Origin of the sequence: Lewinella cohaerens DSM 23179 (assembly GCF_000379805.1) — a bacterium.
Lineage (GTDB): Bacteria > Bacteroidota > Bacteroidia > Chitinophagales > Saprospiraceae > Lewinella > Lewinella cohaerens.
The window spans coordinates 328,638-345,091 of the sequence record NZ_KB903543.1; the positions used below are offsets into that span (position 1 = coordinate 328,638).

Genomic DNA, 16,454 nt, shown 5'->3' on the forward strand with positions numbered 1-16,454 from the left:
GCGAAAAAGCATGATTGCCTTTATCTTTACCCCCTTAAATTAAGATTAAGCATTTTTGCTGCTGTTTTATCACTACATAAAATGATTTTAGCATGAAAGTTGCCGTTGTTGGAGTTACCGGTTTAGTGGGTAATGTAATGTGTCGTGTACTGGAAGAACGAAATTTTCCTATTAGTGAATTTCTACCTGTAGCCTCTGCACGTTCTGTAGGCAAAACGGTTGTTTTTCGTGGGCAGGAGCATACTGTTATCGGAATGGAAGCAGCAGTAGCTGCTCAACCAGATATTGCGTTGTTTTCTGCTGGTGGGAGTACCTCTCTGGAGTGGGCACCAAAATTTGCGGCCGCTGGCACTACGGTTATCGACAACTCATCTGCTTGGCGAATGGACCCTGAGAAGAAGCTCATCGTACCTGAAGTAAATGCTGCTACCCTCACAGACCAGGATAAAATCATTGCTAACCCTAACTGTTCTACCATTCAGATGGTCGTTGCGCTTACCGCAATTCAGCAGCGCTATGGCATTCGTCGATTGGTTATTTCTACCTATCAGTCTTTTACCGGCACCGGTGTGAAGGCTGTCAACCAGTATGAAACGGAACGAAGCGGAGCAACAATGGCAAAAGAAGAAATGGCGTACCACCACCCTATTTTCGAAAATTGCCTCCCTCACTGTGATGTCTTTTTAGACAATGATTATACCAAAGAGGAAATGAAACTGGTACACGAAACCCGTAAAATCCTTGGCGACGACAGTATCGGCATCACAGCTACCGCTGTGCGAGTACCCGTAGACGGAGGCCATTCAGAGTCTATCAACGTAGAACTGCGCAAGCCTTTCGAGCTAGATGATGTCAAGGCTATTTTGGCAGCTACCCCAGGCCTCGTCATTCAAGATGATCTGGCAAATAACAATTACCCAATGCCGCTTTTTGCTAAAAACAAAGATGAAGTCTTTGTAGGTCGCATTCGGCGCGACGAATCTATTGAAAACGGCCTCAACCTTTGGGTTGTAGCGGACAACCTCCGTAAGGGTGCCGCGACCAATGCAGTGCAGATTGCGGAGTATCTGGTTGAGAAAGGGGCTTTTGCTAAAGATTCCGCAGGAACCAACTAATAGTTACTCCGCCAAAACAGCCTTACAAATATCTTTCACCAATGTAGGGCCTGCGTATATCAATCCGGAATATACTTGGATTAAGCAAGCACCAGCGGCCAATTTGTCTACGGCATCTTGGCCGCTGGTAATTCCACCAACACCAACAATTGGTAACTCACCTTTTGAGTGCTCTGCCAAGTAACGAATAACTTCCGTAGCGCGCTTACGCAAGGGGGCACCACTCAAGCCGCCATTTCCTATAGTACTTACTTCTGTTGTATTGGTTTCCAAGCCTTCTCGACTGATAGTCGTATTGGTTGCTATAATACCTGCGAGCTCTGTTGCTTTAGCAATCTCCAGTATATCGTCCAGCTGGCCATCCGTCAAATCAGGGGCTATTTTCAATAAGATTGGTTTGGGAGACGCCTCCTCTTTATTCCGCTGTTGTAGCGTACTTAGTAATTTGGTTAAAGGCTCTTTTTCCTGCAAATCACGCAAATTGGGCGTATTGGGGCTGCTAACATTGACCACAAAGTAGTCAACGTAAGGAAAAAGTTTTTCGAAGCAGATCAAGTAGTCATCTGTCGCTTTTTCGTTAGGGGTATCCTTATTTTTTCCAATATTCCCACCAATCACTACCCCTTCCGGGCGCCCCTTTTTCAAGCGCTCCACCAAGGCATCTACTCCTTCGTTATTAAACCCCATCCGATTAATCAAAGCCTTATCTTTTGGCAGGCGAAAAAGACGAGGTTGAGGATTCCCCCCTTGAGGGCGAGGGGTGACCGTCCCTATTTCAATAAAGCCAAACCCCAGGTTACTCATCGCATGAAAGTAACGGCCATCTTTATCAAACCCGGCAGCCAAACCCACGGGGTTAGGAAAATCAATTCCAAAACATTGCCGCCGCAGGCGAGTATCTACCAAGTGGTATTGATTTCGCATGATTGCGGAGACACCAGGAATCATTAAACTCGTTTCCAGTAGTTTCACCGTTAAGTGATGGGCCTGTTCAGGTGCTAAACGAAAAAGTAGCGGCTTGAGAAGTTTAGTGTACAGCATAGACGATGAATCCTGGTTTACTGGATAAAAAAAAGCTAGACAGGTGTTACCTCTGTCTAGCCATAATCATAATCCCAAAAACTATTCTTAACGGCATAAATGCCGGAATAATGCGATGCATTAACATATAAAAGGAAACAGTCATAAATGACTTTACTTCTTTATATGCCCAAATTTAGCAATAATTTAATTTCTCAAGCTATTATGTACCAAAAAAAATCGTAATACACCCTTCTTGGGTGACTAAATGGCAATATTAGTAGATGAAATCCTGATTTAGGAAGCTTCTTCCTCTGCTCTTACTAATAATTGGAATCCATTTCCGTGAATATTTACAATTTCAATGTTCTCATCATACTTGAGATATTTGCGGAGTTTCGTTACAAATACATCCATACTTCGAGCGGTGAAATAGGTGTCCTCTCCCCAAATTTTATTCAAAGCCTCACTACGAGGTAAAATATCATTGAGATACATGGCAAACATTCGCAGTAATTGTGCCTCCTTTGGCGACAATTTTTCTTTCATTTCTTCAGTACCTCCGCCATCAAATGTGAGGATACGTAATGGAAAATTGAAATGATATCGCCCAATAATAAATTCTTTGACGTCTTCTCGTGGATCAGGTTGCTGCTGGCTTCTTTTTAGGATAGCCTGAATACGCAACAACAACTCTTCTGAATTGAAAGGTTTCGTAATATAATCATCGGCTCCGATTTTGAAACCTTTCAGAATATCTTCTTTGATTCCGCGTGCTGTCAGAAAAATGATAGGCATACTGGTATCCTTCTCTCGTATTTCAGAAGCTAGAGTGAAGCCATCTTTTTTTGGCATCATTACATCAAAAATACAAAGGTCGTACTCTCCTCGTTCATAACATTCTAACCCCTTCTCGCCATCTGTAGCGAGCGTTACATCATAATCGTTCATTTCGAGATAAGAGCGAAGTACATCGCCAAAATTCTGGTCATCTTCTACCAAGAGAATTCTATGTGCCATATGAGTAATGGATGTTTGCAAAATTTGAGAAAATAGTGTGGGCGGACTTAACTAAGCATCGTTTGTTCAACTCCTTGGCGACGTGGAAAAAAGAGGATAAACTCACTACCTTTTCCCAAATCACTTTTCACTTCTACGCTGCCTTTATGAGCGTCCATAATGGCTTTTACATAACTGAGTCCTAAACCAAATCCCTTCACATCGTGGAGGTCTCCGGTATGTACCCGATAAAATTTATCGAAAATATGCTTACGAGCTTCTTTGCTCATCCCCATGCCATGATCAAGAACACCTATTTCAACACCATCTTGACGATCGGTGGTGGTAATTACAATATCAGGTGCGTCCGGAGAGTATTTATTAGCATTGTCTAACAAATTATTAATAACGTTTGAAATATGCGTCAAATCTCCATCAACCATCGGATTTTCAGCATTGAGTACTGCCATTGCGGTACCTTGCCGAGGCTCTACTTGTAAACCTATATTTTCTACTGCTCGGGAGATCACGTCATGCAAATTTACATTGGTCAAACGGAGCTGTGATTCCCCCCGATCAATCTGGGCCATTTGCAGAACTTTCTCTACCTGACTATTCATACGTTTATTTTCCTGTTTTATTATGTTGGCAAAGCGTAGAACTTTAGATATTTCACCGGAGATCTTTGGGTTGGAAATACTATCCGCTGCTAAAGAGATAGTTGCAATTGGTGTTTTAAATTCGTGCGTCATGTTGTTGATGAAATCTGTTTTCATCTCCGACAGCCGTTTCTGATGAAAAATAACCCACACGGTATAACCGAAACATGCTAAAATCAGCGCCGCAAAAAGGAAAGTACCGATAAAGCTCGGCAACAACGTACTCCACAATACACTGGATTTTTCTGGAAAATAAATTTTCAAATTACCAGCAGCATCTCCTTCTTCATTTTCAAAAAGTGTCACACTGTAGGAAGACTCTGCTAAACTAGGGAAAGAAGGATTGTCATTGGTAGACACTAGTAAACCTCCAGACAGGTATTGCCCATTCCTAATAACGAAAGCTCCTCTCTCTACACTAAAAACCCCAAATTCGTAGGGAGTCTTAATAGCATTATTTTCCAGTTCTTGCTCTAAAATTTGTCCAAGCCGCTGGGCATCAATCCGCTCTTCTATAGGATTATGAACACTCTGGTAATCGTACGTAATATTTTGTACTTCGCCTTCCTCGAAACCAACGCCCAGCTTGTGCCGACGACGGCATTCATCGCACAACCCCGTTCCCGTATTGGTTAGTAACTGTGCCAGTAGCTTGTCATTATAAGCATCACTGGCTGAAACTTTAGTACTTCCTACCGGAATGGACATGCCGCCATTCTCTCCTGCCCCAACGACTCCTTCGACATTCAGGTATTCCGCAGAGTAGCCATTCGCTATCACTAAAAGATCATCTGTACGCGATGCTGCTTCGATCCGGGTAGCGACAACACTTAGTGCGTTTTGGACATTTTTGTCGAACGCATCTTCGTTGGCACGAATCGACGTAAGGGTCAAGTCCGTCTGAAGTGCTACCACTCCAATCACGGCCAAACTCATCACTCCTATAATTAACCAGATTATTTGCTTATTCATATCGACTTTGATAACGCAGAGAACGACAACAAAGTTAAAAGATTACCCTCTGGCTCGTTGCACTTTAACGGATATTTAAGAGTGGTTGGCCATTAGCCCCCTAGAAGGAAGGCCTTATACCAAATAAAATAGCCACAGCGTCAAAGTTATTCGAAGATAAAACCTCCGTGTCTCTTTGTCTCTGTGGCTATTAAACAGTCTTACTAATGTTTAATTCAACTGGAACCTTACAACGACCCCACCTGAGGCATCTGTACGCGGGAAGCCAGCAGATGTTCTTGGTATTGTCCGACGGTAATCAACGAATAAGCGTAAAGACAAGTTCTTATTCAATTGGTATTCGGCAGAAGGCGATAGGTTTATTGAAAGTGACCCTCTCGTGGGTTCGAAGATATCCGAATCCAGTTTTTGTGTCACCGTCAAATCATCACGATAGCTAAAGTTGAACTGGAAATCCAGGTCATTGGTATTCAATCGGCCGCCGGCACGATTTTGACGAGGTCGCCCTCCCGGAGCGGTTGTATCGGGATCAGGTTCGTCGGCACTACCACGACCTTTCTTCTTCTTATTCCCCGTAAGGAAACCGATATTCACCCCACTCATTCGGTAGCCAAAGCCTGTAGCAATCTCAGAAGAACGAGTTTGAAGCAGCTGCTTACCCGTAATATTGAGTGCCAAAGTTCTGGCTTGTTTGTAGTCGAAATTCATAGACATGCCATTCTGAAAAGTCATATCGATGGCAAACAGCGGTGCGAAGTTTTCTTGAATAACAACATCAGGAACTTCAATTCTTGGAAAAAAGTCAAAGGTTTCTTGATCTATCCCTCCAGCTGTAGGGTTTTCCCGAAGCGCCCGAAGATAGTAAAGACTTGTCTCGTAATTACTAATTGCGAAGGTCGATTTATAACCGTGTGAAATATTGAAGCTTGAGAATATATCTCGGAACGCTTTCAATTTCGACAAACCGTTGTAAGTCAATCGCCAATTGGGCTTCCAACTTGTATTAAACGGATCAAGATCGATGGTATTAGGGTCTTCACCTGAATAAGCAGCAATAAACGCCGGGATCAAAACATCCTGTTGATTGCGGCCAAAGCCTGAGGTATAGCCTTCAGCAGCTAGGTCTGGGTCTTCATGAATACCACTACCTAAACGCTGCGAGATGATTGGCCTATAGCCCTCGAAAGTATCAAAAAGCGACTTTAGGTCCTCGGTACTGCTTTGAAACATCGTCGACAAAGCATTGTAAGACACGGTCAAGCGCCCACCAACGTTCGGAATTCTATGTTCAAAATCAACATCAGGGTTTTCCTTATCGAAAATTTTAAAGCTCTCTGTATAATTTTCTGTAAAGCTGCGACTCCCTTCGATTTCCAGTCGGAAATCCTGGAAAGGCTCAATCGTAATCCGCCCTTCGTAGTTCTGAGTATATTCCTGAATAACATCCTGATTTAAAAAGACGTTTTGCGTGATCCACTCCCGATTTTGGTATAGCCAGTCATCTGAAACAGGATTACCCGCATTAGCGGCTTCTCGTTCCGCATTTGTCAAGGTCCGAATTTTAGGTTGTAACCCAGCTACAAAACCCCATCCTGGTGCATCAAATCCAGACGACAACCCTAAGAGTTCGGTCTGAGGTGTGAATCCTGGCACTACCGTACGCATGTTTTCAGAATAGGTAAGTCGGCCCTTACGGATTAGGAGTAAAGGACGTACCAAGGCCCGGGTAATTGGGCTTATTTCTCCGTCCCTTTTCTTTCTGCCGCCATTTCCATCTGCTACTTCCTCGTCTTTTCCTGTGTTATTTCGCCCAGAAGGCGTTCTTCCTGAATTACGAGAAGGACGTGCCGGGCGATTGATTTTCTTCAGGAATGGTACCTGATCATATAGTTTATCAAAATTCAGGTCCGCATTTAACTGTCGGTTTTGTGAATTCTGAATTACATTACCCAAGCTATCCACGTTCAGTGATGCTGCATTCCAGGCATAGCCCCCCTGATATTGAGCACGTACCTGTACCCAGTCCATATATGGAAGATAGCGAATAGGCAACGTGTAAGATAAACTCACATTGTGTTCATATAACTTAGGGCGGCCAAGGTTTCGAATATTGGTCCAAATACTGTCTTTTCTGAATTGGTCTATATCCGTAATCGTTGGGTCCTCTAATGCTGCAATCTCATCTGGTTCATCAATAGCGGCATTGGTATTGGCATTGAAATTGAATTTCAAGGACCGCGTTAAATCCCAATTCAAATCGTAGTTACGATTCCACAGGAAGCTCTTGTTAAAGAAAGTATTGAACCGTTCTTCTACACCAGAGAACCGGTACTGTGTCCGTGAAAAGCTCCGATCCAGCACTGTACTGAAAGAGAAAGAATTTGGCAAAGGATTCAAATTGAACTCCTTTATTATTCTGAGCGGTTTACTCTTAATTCCTTTAAACGGCTGTAGATAATTAGTAGGTCGGCTATAAGCATAATCAATACCTCCAGCATATTCCTCACGGGTATCATTCAGAATAAGAGGATCACTTTGTTCCGTACGGGTATAGTTATAGCTAGCGCTGAAGTTTTCAATATCCCAAGGCTTAGGCTTTGCTCCTCCATTGTCGCCGCTGCGTTCAATACCAACATTACTAAAGTTGTAAACAACTCGGTTGGTAATATCTTGCGCCTGCTCGCGAATAGAGTCACGCGCAGTAGCACTTTCCGTGGCATCGAGTTTATCCTTCAGGCGAATATCCAAATCATAAGGGTCGAATTCCGGCGTACTTGTTGTATTAGAACGCTGCGCATAGAAAGGAATCCGTAGGCCCCACTCATCAGGGAAAAACTTATCGATGTTTACATCGGCAGCAATATCATAGCCAGTAATTTGTTCGCGGCTACGCTCCATCACACCGTTGTCAAGTGCTCCGAAACCGATACTATTGTAGTTACCAGCAACGGTAACTGACCCCAAATCGGCCAGTTGCATGTCCATCCGTCCAATGGCAGCCAGGCCGCCTTTTTCATTCAAGCCAGTGAGACGAAGCTCGTTGGCCCAAACTTCGACAGGATATTCAGCACCTGCATAAGCATCTCCATCTACTAATGGGTTACGAATACCAATCATCATTACCTTAACAAACCCTAAGTTCGGATTACCTCTAACTTTGATATTGTGAATTCCCTGAAGGCCATCTTCCCCTTCGGAAACATACACCTGCGTGTACTCTTCTGCTTCATTAAATTCGACATCATTCCGTTCCACTTTTAGGTTCTTAAGTACTTCTAGTGGGAAGTCAAATTGGTTTTGTCCACGCCACACCTCTGCCTTATAGGCTGGTGAATTAGGATTTGCATCGGAACTTACGGCTCCGGGACGAGACATTTTTAGCGGTATCTCATACTCATAATAGTTACTACTAAAGTCACTACCCAAGCGGATAAACATACTAAGTGCATCATCTGGCACAGTAACCTGATTTCTTTCTTCCGCATGTACGAACATCTGTAATCGTTCGTAGAGGCGCATATCTACTTCGGTATATTTAAAGACCGACTGGACCGCACCATCACATAGTTTATCTATTCGTAAAGCCAGTGACTGTTCATTTTGCAGGGCATTAAAGACACCTAGTGACTGTTCACGTTGAATACCTAATGGCAGCGTATAATTGAACGGCTGTTTATTGCCATTCTCTTCAATATTTACGGCATCGATTTGGAAATTCACCCCATCGGTTTCACAAGGTTCGAGGACACCATCGTAACCAATATCATCTCTGGTGTATCGACGCCACTGGTTACGAACCAGCTCCAAGGTTGCAAAACGCAGAATGGTAGGAGCACTGAAACCTTTCATGTACATCCGCATAAAGCGAATCGAACGGAAGTTTTGAATACCATTGATGGCATCAAACACCCCTGGCTTCTCTTCCTGGCGAAGAGGTACCCGAAAACGGTACCAAATACGATCACTTGTCTGATCTTCGATACGGTCGGTAATGTACAAAGCCCTCTCGCGGTCGATTTCCCGGGGGTTCGTCGGGTCCGCATAGATAGGGATGGTATATTCGTAGTAAGATTCCGTCTCGTTGAGGGTATTATCTGCATCCAAATCTTCCGCATCCGGAATATTTGTACCTGACTGGCGAAGTTGTGTTCCTTGATTAGCACCAGAGTTCCCCTCTGGGTTATTGAACTGTCGGTAACGATCTCGCAAGCGATCATTGCTACCGAAACCATCATTATAGAAACGGAAGTTATCATTGGCTACGTCTCTCCTCAGTAAGTTTGCTGCTTGTGGATTGAGGGTGCCAATGGCATTCAAATAGCCGCTATAAAAATCTTCCTCTTCCTCATCAGTTAAGCCATCGAGTCCTACATCTTGTAGTGCTCTGGTTTCCGGATCATTGTCAAAAGCACGGGTAATCTGCTGCCCTACGGGCACCTTGCCCCAAACGGTATTATCTACCGGGCGCTCCTGGTTGGCTGGGCCAGGCAGACCGTTTTCAAAAAAGCGGCGAGAATCCTGTAGGATATCTTCCGAAACGTTACCTAAATTGAAGTAAAGGTTACCTTGCTTATTTTCATAATCAGGATCGGCCTGTGTTGGATTACTAGGGTCCAAGAATGGAGATAACATCCAGAATTCTACAAACTCAATATTTGAGGTCTGGAAGTCATTGGTCGTAATCGCACGCATGATACCACCCCAACGGGTATCGGGGTCGTTGAGCTGTACAGGTGACAACGAGTCAGTGGCTGAAGCTTGAACACCTGCCGTCAGGCCTTCGCGCCCGCCAGGAATATCAAAGTTATAAGCACCTCGTTGATTAGGGAAATAAGACAAGTCAAAAACTTGTACATCCGAGCGCTGATTAGGCTGAATAAACAAATTGGGAAAAATCTCATTCTGAGGCACTAGGCTCGTATAGGGATCACTATTATCCTGGCTTGTTCTTGCCAGCGGATCAATACGGTACCAGTTGAGTCGGGCGCGGTTGGCTCCTGAGACCAAGCCTCCACGGTTGGCTTCCGGAAACTTGGTAGGCTGCCCTTGGGGGACACTTGCCAAATACCACTGGTTAGTTGGCTGGCGCAAGTCGATGGTACTTGCAGATCCTTCAAAGTCATCTACATAAACGATACCCGACTTATCATCTCGGCTTTGGTTGATCGCTCGTGAGTGACCAGGATCAAGCGCAGCGGCTTCCGCCATGATTGAAATGCTGGAAGGCTCCGTGGTACTGTAAAATGGCAACTTATCAACTAGGCGAGTCAAGAATGGTGCATCCTTACTCATGTTGAAATCAAGGCCATAAATACGGTTATTTATCGGATCATCGCCAAAGTTCACCTTGGGTGTAAAGGGCCGTTCAAACAAATTCAAGAAGGTCGCTCCAATATTTACATTTTCATTTACTTCGTAATCTGCTCGCAGGCCTATCATCGTTTTATTCTGCAAACCGAAGACGGTATTATCCTCAAAGGACACGTTGATGGGTACTCCTGAACTAAGGATTGCATCGTTGAGGATTCGAATTCGTCCTGTTGAATAATCAATGTCATAATCCTGTCCAGCGATCAACAATTGTCCGCCAGCAGTGACTCGTTCTGAGCCCGGAGGAATATTAAACGCCCCCAAGGAAAGCTCTGAAGCAACTGATGACTTGTAGGTTCCTTTGATGACATAGCGGTTCTTTTCAGGAAACTCGCGAGCATCAAAGACAATTTCATCATAAAGTTCTTGATAAACAAAAGAGTCTCGAATGGCTCCTTCTATTTCTCCAGCCAGATAGCTACCAAAAGGTTCAAGTACCGGGAAGATTATTCGCCCGTTCGACGGGTTAATTGTTACTCCTGGAACAAAGTCGAAAATACCATCAGGCTGAGGATCTCCTTGTACATTAAGGCGGTCCAGGTTGAATACGCGCACCAGAGGAACACCTGCCAAGTTAGACTTTGGCAAGAACCGTTTAACCCCTCGGCCTGGGTCATCATAAAAGATGTCTAAACGAAAGTCCTCCTGGTTCACCTGGTAAGCACCGATGGAATAAACGTTTTTCATCATCAGGTCCCAAGCTGGCACATCCACTTGCTGGGTCGTACTTTTCAACATCTTCGTAAAAAGTACGGTAGACGTTTGTGTCGTATCAGTAGTAACATCAGCGCGGTTAATCGAACTGGTACCTACTGCAAAAGGTTCTCCGTTATATTTATAGGTATAAGAAACCGCCAGCACTTGGTCTGGTTGTAACTGAATATTTAGAGAGATAAACCCAAGTTCAGGGTGAACGGTATAATCACGGGCACTCAATTTACGTGCACGTACTTTTTCAAAGTCAATGGACTGTCGGAGATTGAACTGGGAAGACTGAAGAATGGCTACTGCACGGTCGATATTTTGTAATTCTTCGTTGGCCGTAATTCTATCATAAAGGTCATTGGCACTATTATCTGGTAGTGGTCGGCCATCACAAATTTCCCGATAGCGTGGATCAGTTTGTGCTTGTATTTCAGCAGGATTAGTCAAACGTTCTGGTTCGCCCAAATCGGCAAAGGCAACAATATCTCTTGTATCCTCTACATCATTTCTATCGTTAGTCACCCACACTTCCAGGTTTTCTAAATGGAAGAGTGTATTGATCTGCGGCAGGTTCGTCAGTGCTGGCTCAAAAGTAGCACGGTTATAGTGCGAAATGAAGAAGTGGCGATTCTCGTCATACTCATCTGATTTCACCTCATACTCTGTTACCTGACTTCCTCCCTGAATCGTAATATTTTCATTCTCGGATTGCTGCTGCGAGGCGATGGCTGTCAGGCGCAGGTGGCCAAACTGTAGTTCGGTCTTAAGACCAAAAAGGCTTTGGGCTCCCTGAATTAATTGCCCCCGCAGTGGTAAACTGACATTACCTGCTTCGATTTTTTTCAGGATATCATCTTCGCCATAGAGATCACTGTTATAATCGATTTTGATTTGGTTATCAAAGTTAAAGGTTGCCTGGGTGTTGTAATTCGTTGACAGTTTCAATTTCTCTCCAATCTGTCCGGTGACATTCATCTGGATGGCCATATCAAAGTCAAACCCACCATTGCGTTTTTGTCGCTGGGTAAGGATAGGGTTCTCTACGTATTGGTAATCGAAACCAAAAGTAAGATCAATGCTTCCTTGAGGCTGGATGTTGATTTCGTTTCCTCCAAAGAGTCGATCGATCAAACTAGACTGAACATCCACCCCAGCGAGAGGGTCATCAATACTGAGGCTACTCCCTCGATTGAAGCCACCCAATTGGTCAAAATAGCGTTTCTGATCACGTTGACGGGTAATTTCCATATACTCGTCAAAAGAGATATAGGTAGGAGGCCGAAAGAGGGTTTCCCCTATTCGTTCGGTAACGATATACTGCCCGGTAATCGGATCGTATTCAATTGTTTGCTCCACCGCTGCGGGATCATTCAGGTCGAAAGGGTTATTGGTAGGATTCGTTATAAAATCTTCGTAACGGTCCTGCAATGGCGGCAGGGTATCCTGAACGCTAGCTTTGACGTAATTGATCTGGTACGGATCGTCTAATCCTGGATTACTACCCCAAGCACGAAGGCTTCCAAAAATAGCAAGGGTAATAAAAATACTTGAGAGTAGAAGTTGTCTAATCATTGTTTCTCACTGTTCGATTCTCTATCCCGATTGTTCATTCCTTAAACGAGCTCTACCGTTCCTTGGGGTAGAAGACTCAAAATTTAACACCGCAGAAGGTTTAGGGTAAAATAGCATACGCTAACTAAGATGATAAATCCCGTAATGCCTGCTTGATGAGTTGCTCGGCACTGTCCACTGGCGACTCCCGAAGGATGCGATTCAGCGTACGTTGCACCTGCGGGCGGGAAAAACCTAATGCCACCAAAGCAGATAACGCCTCTTCCCGAAGGGTATTGTCTTTAGGGGTGCTAAGAATTACAGATTCGCCACTATCTTTTAAAACTTTGTCTTTCAGGTCCAGAATAATGCGTTTTGCCGTCTTTGGACCAATGCCTTTCACTCCTTTAAAAGTATTGACATCTTCCCCTATAATTGCAGCCCTCAACTCGTCAGGTGTAAGGCTAGACAAGGCTATCTGTGCAGTTGCAGGGCCTACGCCACTAACGGATATTAACATGCGAAAAAAATTACGCTCCGAGTCCTCTGCAAAGCCATAAAGGGTATGGCTATCTTCCTTCACCTGCAAATGTGTCAAAATGCGGACTTGTTCCGCTTTTTCAATTTGAGCGTAAGTATGAAGACTAATATTGATGTGATAACCAATACCTCCTGCCTCCACCACTATAAAAGTGGGATTCTTGAAGGCGATGGTACCTTTTACGTATGTAATCATGGAAAGGGGCTTAATCTACCGGATCAACCAGTAAGAAGTAGTTTGTCTCATGAGCGCGATCAACACAATTCGCCCATCTGGACGAGACTGCACCAAAAACTGGGGGGCAAAGGTAAGAAGAATCGCAGGTATTAGCTTATTTTGGGCACAAAATAGAAGGTATGTATCTCAAGATTAGCTTACGATTACTTTTTTTTGTTGTTCTTGGCTCCTCTCTCACTGGCTGCGGTGCAGAACAAGCTGTGGAGGATCAGCCTCAATTAGAAGCAAATTTTTACGTGCGATACGTCGCTGAAAATCAAGAATTACGCGGACAGGCTTCTTTTTTCAAAGAAGACTCTACGACGCTTTCTTTTCCCGGCGGAGTAGCCTTTATGGGTAGTGGTACTCAACAGAAACAGCTACCGGGAAACCTCCTGCGCTATGAAGGAAAAATGCGAGTACCTTTCCAAACTCCTAGCCGCTTTACTTTCACTATGCCTGGCCATGACACCCCTAGTGAAGTAAAGCTTTCCATGACGGGGATTAACCAATTTACGATCAACTCCGCAAGTGTTTCAGAAGGACTCAGGCTAACGATCAATGACAAGTTAGCGGCTGACGAAAGCCTTTTGCTATTATTTACGGACCCCAATGAGGAAGTCCGCACTATCGTACGCCCAGGCCCTTTTGAACGTACAGATTTATTTATCCCTGCGGATGCAGTAGCGCTATTCACCCCAGGTGCTTACCGGATTTATTTGGTCAAAAGCAAACAACTAAAAGGCGAAATTCCCGGCCTTACCTATGAAGCTTCTATTGAGTTTTATTCCAATGAAAAGGAATTTGAATTAAAAGAGTAGCTTTAAACAACCAGCCAACTATCTTACTGTGAAAAAACGACACCACCCATTAAACGGCCTCTGGTCGTATCAGGAGCAAGTTTCCAACTCGCTCCTTTTTATTCTCTTCTTGTCTTGCTCTTTGACAGCTAATTCACTGCTCACTGCTCAAACGTTTACCGACGTTGTCCAAGATGCAGGCATCGAGCATACCTTTTCGCCCTATATTAGTATTGGTGGTGGAGCTGCCTTTTTCGACTACGATATGGATGGCGACGAAGATGTTTATTTCACTGGGGGGAGGTTTATGGATAAGTTATACCGAAATGAAAACGACGGTACTTTTACGGATGTAACTATTGAAAGTGGCTTGGGAATTACCGAAACCTACTACACCACAGGAGTAACTACCGGAGACATTGACAATGATGGATTTAGGGAAATCTTTGTTACTACTTTCGGCTTTTCCAGTCAATACTCCCCGAATCGAAGAAATCTTTTTTTTAGGAACATGGGCGATGGTACGTTTCAAGAAGTGGCACCACTTTCCAATCTAGGAGATGCTTCTCGCTCCGTAGGGGCTATTTTCTTTGATCATGACCTAGATGGTTATCTCGATTTATATGTATTGAACTATGTTGATCGAACTAACCCTATAACAGATCAATCAGGGACTATCGGTTTCGATCACGATTGCTACGAAAATTATTTTTACCACAATAATGGGAATTTTACTTTTACAGAAGCAGCCTTCGAGCTTGGTGTAAACGACGACGGTTGTTCATTAGCTGGAACTAATACCGATTTTGATACTGATTCAGACCAAGATCTTTACGTTGTCAATGATTTTGGTCAATTTGTAGAACCTAATCTACTTTATACCAATGAGCTTACTACAGGAGTATTCGACACTATCGTAGGATCATCCAATGGTTCAAACATTGGCCTTTATGGCATGGGAGTTGCCTGGGGTGATTATGATCTCGACCAGGACATTGACTATTACATTACCAACCTTGGTAGTAATGCACTTTTGAATAATGATGGAACTGGTCAATATCAGGATGTTGCCGCCGTAGCGGGCGTAACAAACACTAACACCCCTGATGGGTTATTATCCACCAGTTGGGGAACTGCTTTTATTGATTTTGACAATAACTTGTACGAAGATCTTTTCGTATCAAACGGATACATTCCTGCTGCTGATTTTATTGCTACTGGCAGCTTGGACCCCAACAAGCTCTACTATAATAATGGCGATCAAACCTTTACCGACATATCAGATGCCGCAGGCTTTAATAGTGATGAAAAATGCCGCGGGCTAGCTTATGGAGACTATGACAATGATGGAGATATAGACCTATTGGTAAGTAGTATGTACGGTGTTGTAGATGCGCCAGCGGTAAAACTTTATCGTAATGATTTAGACAATTCAAATAATTGGGTAAAAATAAAACTGGAAGGCACACAATGTAACCGTGATGCTATTGGTGCACAGATTAGCGTATTTGTTGACGACCTGGTTCTCATCCGTGAAATTAGCGGTGGCGGTAGTCATGCTTCTCAACACTCCTCCATTGCCCATTTTGGGCTGGCAGATTATTCAAGCATTGATAGTGTACAAGTTAATTGGCCAGGAAACCCAACAGAAACTTTTTTTGACCTCGCAATTAACGAGCAGCACCTGCTGATTCAAGGAGCATCACCTACCGTAAGAATTAATTTCTCCGTAGACATGAGTTTCCAGGAGGTAAACCCAGAGGGCGTTTACGTTAGAATCACCTCTGAGGATGGAGATATACGGCAAAAACTCCTTTATTCTCCCTACCAAGACGACCAATACAGTGTTTCTTTTTTACAAGAACTTGGTTTTAGTGGCTCATACACCTTACTCAATGGGCGCTGCAATGACGGTAACTGCCAGGAAGACCTAAGCGAAGAAAACTGTGACGACCTCACTGTCGATTTTGAACGGCTACTCGCACCTGTCTTAAATGACACCACTATCAACCTTTGTTTTGGAGAATGCCAATTGGCAGCTTGCTTTCCTCCCGCTGATTCTGTAGATATCACTTTTAATGTCAACATGGCCCCCGTGGCTACTTCGCCAGAAGGAGTCTACTGGCTCAATAACTTTGGTGCACCTGGAGAATTTCCTTTGACCGACATGAACCAGGATGATATTTACACCTTCACGATTCGCCGGCCAGAAGGTTTCTCTACCTATTATAGTATTGCAAATGGCACCTGCCCAGATCTCAGTTGTCTGGAAGATTTGGAAGGGCAAGCCTGTGCTGATCCTTTCGAGCTCAATTATCGTTTGCTTGATCCCGTTTATAGTGATACGATATTGAACCTCTGCTTTGGCAGTTGTGACACCATCAATTGTATTCCGCCCATTGATTCCGTGGATATTCAAATCAACGTCAATATGGCTGCTGTCGACGTCGCCACAGAGGGGGTCTACCTTGTAGAAGGCGCTTTTGGTGCCCCTGGCATCAACCCA

The 16,454-nt window shown here is 44.0% G+C and carries 8 protein-coding genes; 3 read left to right on the top strand and 5 right to left on the bottom strand.

From position 1 onward, the window contains the following. The first annotated feature begins 92 nt into the window (after positions 1 to 92). A complete protein-coding gene (locus A3EU_RS0113380; protein WP_020536683.1) occupies positions 93 to 1,115 on the top strand; it encodes an aspartate-semialdehyde dehydrogenase in 1,023 nt (340 codons plus the stop codon). A 3-nt stretch (positions 1,116 to 1,118) separates the two neighbouring features. On the opposite strand, the gene A3EU_RS0113385 is transcribed toward A3EU_RS0113380, so the two are convergent. The 5 genes from A3EU_RS0113385 to ruvA all read right to left on the bottom strand — a co-directional run bounded on the left by A3EU_RS0113385 (position 1,119) and on the right by ruvA (position 13,127). After that, positions 1,119 to 2,156, bottom strand: coding sequence for a quinone-dependent dihydroorotate dehydrogenase (locus A3EU_RS0113385; protein WP_020536684.1), 1,038 nt, complete (start codon positions 2,154 to 2,156; stop codon positions 1,119 to 1,121). A 276-nt stretch (positions 2,157 to 2,432) separates the two neighbouring features. Continuing rightward, positions 2,433 to 3,155: a response regulator transcription factor gene (locus A3EU_RS0113390; RefSeq protein WP_020536685.1), complete on the bottom strand. Its 723-nt coding sequence runs from the start codon at positions 3,153 to 3,155 to the stop codon at positions 2,433 to 2,435. Positions 3,156 to 3,202: 47 nt separating this feature from the next. Next, on the bottom strand, positions 3,203 to 4,765 hold the full coding sequence (locus A3EU_RS0113395) for a sensor histidine kinase (RefSeq protein WP_026211388.1): 1,563 nt from the start codon (positions 4,763 to 4,765) through the stop codon (positions 3,203 to 3,205). Positions 4,766 to 4,975: 210 nt separating this feature from the next. Continuing rightward, positions 4,976 to 12,412 (bottom strand): T9SS outer membrane translocon Sov/SprA, encoded by a 7,437-nt coding sequence (gene sov, locus A3EU_RS0113400; RefSeq protein ID WP_020536687.1) that lies wholly within the window; start codon positions 12,410 to 12,412, stop codon positions 4,976 to 4,978. A gap of 124 nt (positions 12,413 to 12,536) precedes the next feature. Next, positions 12,537 to 13,127: a Holliday junction branch migration protein RuvA gene (ruvA, locus tag A3EU_RS0113405; RefSeq protein WP_020536688.1), complete on the bottom strand. Its 591-nt coding sequence runs from the start codon at positions 13,125 to 13,127 to the stop codon at positions 12,537 to 12,539. A gap of 161 nt (positions 13,128 to 13,288) precedes the next feature. On the opposite strand from ruvA, the gene A3EU_RS0113410 reads away from it, so the two are divergent. Then, positions 13,289 to 13,969, top strand: a complete 681-nt coding sequence (locus A3EU_RS0113410; protein WP_020536689.1) for a hypothetical protein — start codon at positions 13,289 to 13,291, stop codon at positions 13,967 to 13,969. 28 nt (positions 13,970 to 13,997) lie between these two features. Then, the coding region (locus A3EU_RS30415) for a CRTAC1 family protein (RefSeq protein ID WP_156825749.1) at positions 13,998 to 16,454 on the top strand (2,457 nt) is incomplete at its 3' end.

Bases quoted from the DNA above. Each gene is read 5' to 3' on its own strand.
- A3EU_RS0113380 (WP_020536683.1), top strand. From the start codon at position 93: ATGAAAGTTGCCGTTGTTGGAGTTACCGGTTTAGTGGGTAATGTAATG.
- A3EU_RS0113385 (WP_020536684.1), bottom strand. From the start codon at position 2,156: ATGCTGTACACTAAACTTCTCAAGCCGCTACTTTTTCGTTTAGCACCT.
- A3EU_RS0113390 (WP_020536685.1), bottom strand. From the start codon at position 3,155: ATGGCACATAGAATTCTCTTGGTAGAAGATGACCAGAATTTTGGCGAT.
- A3EU_RS0113395 (WP_026211388.1), bottom strand. From the start codon at position 4,765: ATGAATAAGCAAATAATCTGGTTAATTATAGGAGTGATGAGTTTGGCC.
- sov (WP_020536687.1), bottom strand. From the start codon at position 12,412: ATGATTAGACAACTTCTACTCTCAAGTATTTTTATTACCCTTGCTATT.
- ruvA (WP_020536688.1), bottom strand. From the start codon at position 13,127: ATGATTACATACGTAAAAGGTACCATCGCCTTCAAGAATCCCACTTTT.
- A3EU_RS0113410 (WP_020536689.1), top strand. From the start codon at position 13,289: ATGTATCTCAAGATTAGCTTACGATTACTTTTTTTTGTTGTTCTTGGC.